5 protein-coding genes are annotated in these 4,155 nt (G+C 61.1%); all 5 read right to left on the bottom strand.

Annotated features, from left to right (window positions below; translation table 11 throughout):
- A partial coding sequence (locus EN935_RS24975) for an ABC transporter ATP-binding protein (protein WP_164771320.1) occupies positions 1-416 on the bottom strand: 416 nt, incomplete at its 3' end.
- 30 nt (positions 417-446) lie between these two features.
- Positions 447-1,238: an ABC transporter permease gene (locus tag EN935_RS24970; protein WP_127264714.1), complete on the bottom strand. Its 792-nt coding sequence runs from the start codon at positions 1,236-1,238 to the stop codon at positions 447-449.
- A complete protein-coding gene (locus EN935_RS24965; protein WP_181956539.1) occupies positions 1,235-2,134 on the bottom strand; it encodes an ABC transporter permease subunit in 900 nt (299 codons plus the stop codon). The genes EN935_RS24970 and EN935_RS24965 overlap by 4 nt, the downstream gene beginning before the upstream one ends.
- A 78-nt stretch (positions 2,135-2,212) precedes the next feature.
- Positions 2,213-3,319, bottom strand: a complete 1,107-nt coding sequence (locus EN935_RS24960) for an ABC transporter substrate-binding protein (protein ID WP_126070381.1) — start codon at positions 3,317-3,319, stop codon at positions 2,213-2,215.
- 242 nt (positions 3,320-3,561) lie between these two features.
- The coding region (locus tag EN935_RS24955) for an iron-containing alcohol dehydrogenase (protein WP_127373707.1) at positions 3,562-4,155 on the bottom strand (594 nt) is incomplete at its 5' end.

Raw genomic sequence — 4,155 nt, 5'->3', positions numbered from 1 at the left:
CCACCAGAAAGCTGGTAGGGATACCGATCCGCCATCTGCGGCAGCTTGATGATGCCGAGCATCTCCGCGACACGGGCGTCGATATCGGCCCTGGGCATGCCGGCGACCTTCAAGCCGAAGCCTATATTCTGCGCCACGGTCAGATTTGGAAACAGCGCATAGGCCTGGAACACCATGCCGACATTGCGCTGGTTGGGCTTCAGCCTCGTAATGTCCTTGCCGCCGACGACGACGGTTCCTGCGCTCGGCTCCTCAAAGCCCGCCACCATGCGCAGCACGGTGGTCTTGCCGCAGCCGGACGGGCCGAGGAACGAGACGAATTCGCCGCGCTCGACGTCGAGATTGAAATCCTCGACCACCGTGGTGGCGCCGAAGGATTTTCGAACGTGCTGGATGGAGAGGAACGGATCGGCCATGGTGTTGTTCTTTCGATCAGTACTTTTCGATCAATTGAGGCGGTTCGCCGATCTCGGCGCGAAGCGGGACAGGATCTGGATCAGCGACATGCAGCCCCAGGTGATGGCGAAGGCGATGATGGCAAGCGCCGCCGGCTCATAGGCACGGTTGGCGCCGATATTCTGCAGATACGGGCCGAAGGCCGGCCGGTTGAGCAGGCTGGCCATGGTGAATTCTCCGATGACGATAGCGAAGGTGAGGAAGGCACCCGAGAGCACCGCGATCAGCACGTTGGGCAGGATGACACGGGTGATGATCGTCCCCCAACCAGCGCCAAGGATCTGTGCTGCTTCCGTCAAGGTACGCACGTCGATTGTGCGTAGCCCGGTGTCGACGGCGCGATACATATAGGGCAGCGCCAGTGTCGCATAGCCGATGACCAGCAAGGCATTGGTGCCTGTATCGGTCGCCAGGAACGGCAGCGGCGAATTCGACCCGTACATTCTGATGTAGCCGAAGACGATGACGATGGCAGGGATGACCAGCGGCAGCAGCGTAATAAACTCGACGATCGGCCTCAACTGTGGCAGCCGGAGCCGGATCCAGTAGGCAGCCGGCACCACGATCAGCACACCGAGAATGATGGTGAAGACGGCGGCAAGCACCGAATAGCCGAACGTCGCCTGGAAACGTGCATCGCCGAGCACGACCTTGTAGGCGTCGAAGGAGTACTCGCCACGCCGCATGCGCATGGAAAACTCCACGGTCGCAATCAGCGGAATGAAGAAATAGGCCGCGCCAAGCGCGAACACGACCCAAGCCCAGAACCTTCCCGACTTCATTTCAGCCACCTCTCGGAACGGGTCCGGAACCAGATGTAGAAGACATTGGCCAGGCCGGTGATGAAGATCATGCCGAAGGCTATGGCATAGCCGAGATGGGCATTGTGCAGCACGTCACCGCGGATCTGCGCATAGAGCAGGATCGGCACGATGTTGAGCGACGAACCGGTCAACGCATAGGCAGTGGCAATGGCGCCGAAGGCATTGGCGAACAAGAGGATGACGGTGCCGAGGAAGCTCGGCCAGATCACCGGGATGACCACCATGCGCCAGTATTGCGCCATGGTTGCACCAAGCGTTGCGGCGGCCTCGCCCCATTCCTTCTTCAGACCATCGATTGCCGGCACGATGATCACCACCATCAACGGAATCTGGAAGTAGACATAGGTCAGCGTCAGCCCCCAGAACGACAGGATGTTGAAGCCGTGTGCGTAGATGTTGAGGCCAAACAAGGTGTTCAGGATCACCGTGGCAAGGCCCAGCCTGCCGAGCGTGGCGATGAAGGCGAAGGCAAGCGGGACACCGGCAAAATTGGAAGCAACGCCGGAGAAGGTCAGCGTCGCCGAGCGTATCCACTCCGGCAGGCCACCGCGCACAATGGCGATGGCGATGGCGAGGCCCGCGAAGGCGCCGATCAGCGATGACGCGAGGCTGACCTTGATCGAAATCCAGTAGGCGGCAACGATCGACGGCTGCGCCAGTGCGGCGATATTTTCGAAGGTGAATTCACCCGCATCATTCTGGAATGCGCCCAGCATCAGATAGAGCGTGGGCAGGATCAGGAACATGATGGCGAAGATGAAGAAAGGCGCGACACCAAGCCATTGCGTCGGCAGCCGCATGCTGCGTGCCTCGGCGGGAGGCGCGGTCTTCCCGGTAACAGCGTGGTCGGACATTGAGAGATCGGTCATGCGCCGGCTACCGTCTTCGAGAGAAGGACCGGGCGGCCTCGAGGCCGCCCGGTATGGTGTGAGTTACTTGACGTTGGCGCCGACGACGGCATCCCAGTTCTTGGTGATGGCTTCCTTGGACTTACCCTGCTCGTCGAGTGTCGGGAACACGGCGGACGCATAGGCTTCGGCCGGCGGCAGCTTGGCCAGCACGTCGGCCGGGATCTTGCCGTTCTTGGCGAGATCGTTGAAGCGGATCGGGTGGCAATAGCCTTTCAGCCAGCCGATCTGGCCTTCGTCCGAGTAGAGGTATTCGAGCCAGAGCTTGGCTGCATTCGGATGCGGCGCGTAAGCGCTGATCGCCTGCACGTAGACACCGGCGACAACACCGGTCTTCGGCACGACGACGTCAACGGGCGGGTTGCCCTTCAGCGTGTCGCGGCCAGCAAGCGCATTGTAGTCCCAGGTGATCAGGATCGGGGTCTGGCCCTGGGCGAGCGTGGCTGCCTTGCCGATGACCGGCACGAAATTGCCGGCGGCATTGAGCTTCTTGAAGAAGTCGAGGCCAGCGGTGCCGGCAGCCTCACCAGCGGCGGCGCCCGTCGACAGGCCGGCGGCATAAACACCCTGGATGGCCTGGTTCGAAGCGCGCGGGTCACCGGCGAGTGCGACCGTGTTGGCGAATTCCGGCTTCAGAAGATCGGCCCAGTCGGCCGGAGCTTCCTTGACGATGTCCTTGTTAACCTGGAAGGACAACACGCCGTAATAGTCACCGGTCCAGTAGCCTTCCGCGTCCTTGGCGCTGTCGGGGATCGTGTCCCAGGTCGACACCTTGTAGGGCTGGATCAGGCCATCCTTCTTGGCGGTCGGGCCGAAGGACAGTCCGACGTCGATGACGTCAGGCGCCTGCGGGCCCTTGTTGTCCTTGTTGGCCTTGATCGCCTCGACCTCGTCGCCGGAGCCGGCATCGGGGTTGAGTTCGTTGACGGTGATTTCCGGATATTTCGCCTTGAAGCCGGCGATAACGTCGCCGTAGCCGCACCAGTCATGCGGCAATGCGATGGTCGTGAGCTGGCCTTCCGCCTTGGCGGCCTTGACGAGATCGTCCAGCGACGCCGCGGACGAAATCACCGACGACACCATCAGTGTCGCGGCCGAAAGGGAAAGCACTTTCCCCGTGAATTTGAACATGTGTTCTCTCCGTTGAACTGACGCCGTTGGACGCCTGCGATGCGGTATCGTTTTCATGTGACAGACAGATGAAAGCTTTGTGAAACCGACTGCTCGCAGTGTGAAAAAGTAAACTCTTTTTAACCGGTTGTAGCAATCGCTTCGCGATTCTTTTTCCGGCTAACTAGTTTGTGCCTTGCCCGTCACCCCTCCCCTTGTTCCTGTAGCCCCTTTTCAGATCAATTCCCTGCGCGGAAAACGCCTCAGATCGTGCCGGCGATGGCGTTTTCGAGCAAGGTCAGCGCCGCCTTCTTGGTCAGCTTGACGGGGTTGCCGCCAGCGGTCGGATCGACCACCGCCATGTCGGCGATCAGCGCCTTGCGCTTCTTGTCCATGTCGAGCCCCTTGATCAGGCCCGGCAGCGCGTGCGGCACCTTCAATTCCTTGCGCAGCTTGATAATTGCCTTGGCGAACCCGTCGAAGCCGCCCTTGATGCCGCAATAAGCGGCGAGCCGGGCAATACGCTCCTCGATGGAGTCACGGTTGAAGGCAAGCACGTAGGGCATGAACACCGCATTGGTCATGCCGTGATGGGTGTCGTAGAGCGCACCGACCGGATGCGACAGCGAATGGATGGCGCCGAGCCCCTTCTGGAAGGCGGCGGCGCCCATCGCGGCGGCACTCATCATATGGGCGCGCGCGACGAGATCCTTGCCGTTGGCATAGGCCTTCGGCAGGTTTTCGAAGACCAGCCTCACACCTTCGACAGCGATGCCGTCGGCCATCGGATGATAGCCCGGCGCGCAATAGGCTTCGAGACAGTGGGCGAGCGCATCCATGCCGGTGCCGGCGGTGAT

The organism is Mesorhizobium sp. M7D.F.Ca.US.004.03.1.1, from assembly GCF_003998635.1.
Taxonomy (GTDB): Bacteria; Pseudomonadota; Alphaproteobacteria; order Rhizobiales; family Rhizobiaceae; genus Mesorhizobium; species Mesorhizobium loti.
This window is presented reverse-complemented; position numbering and strand designations above follow the sequence as displayed.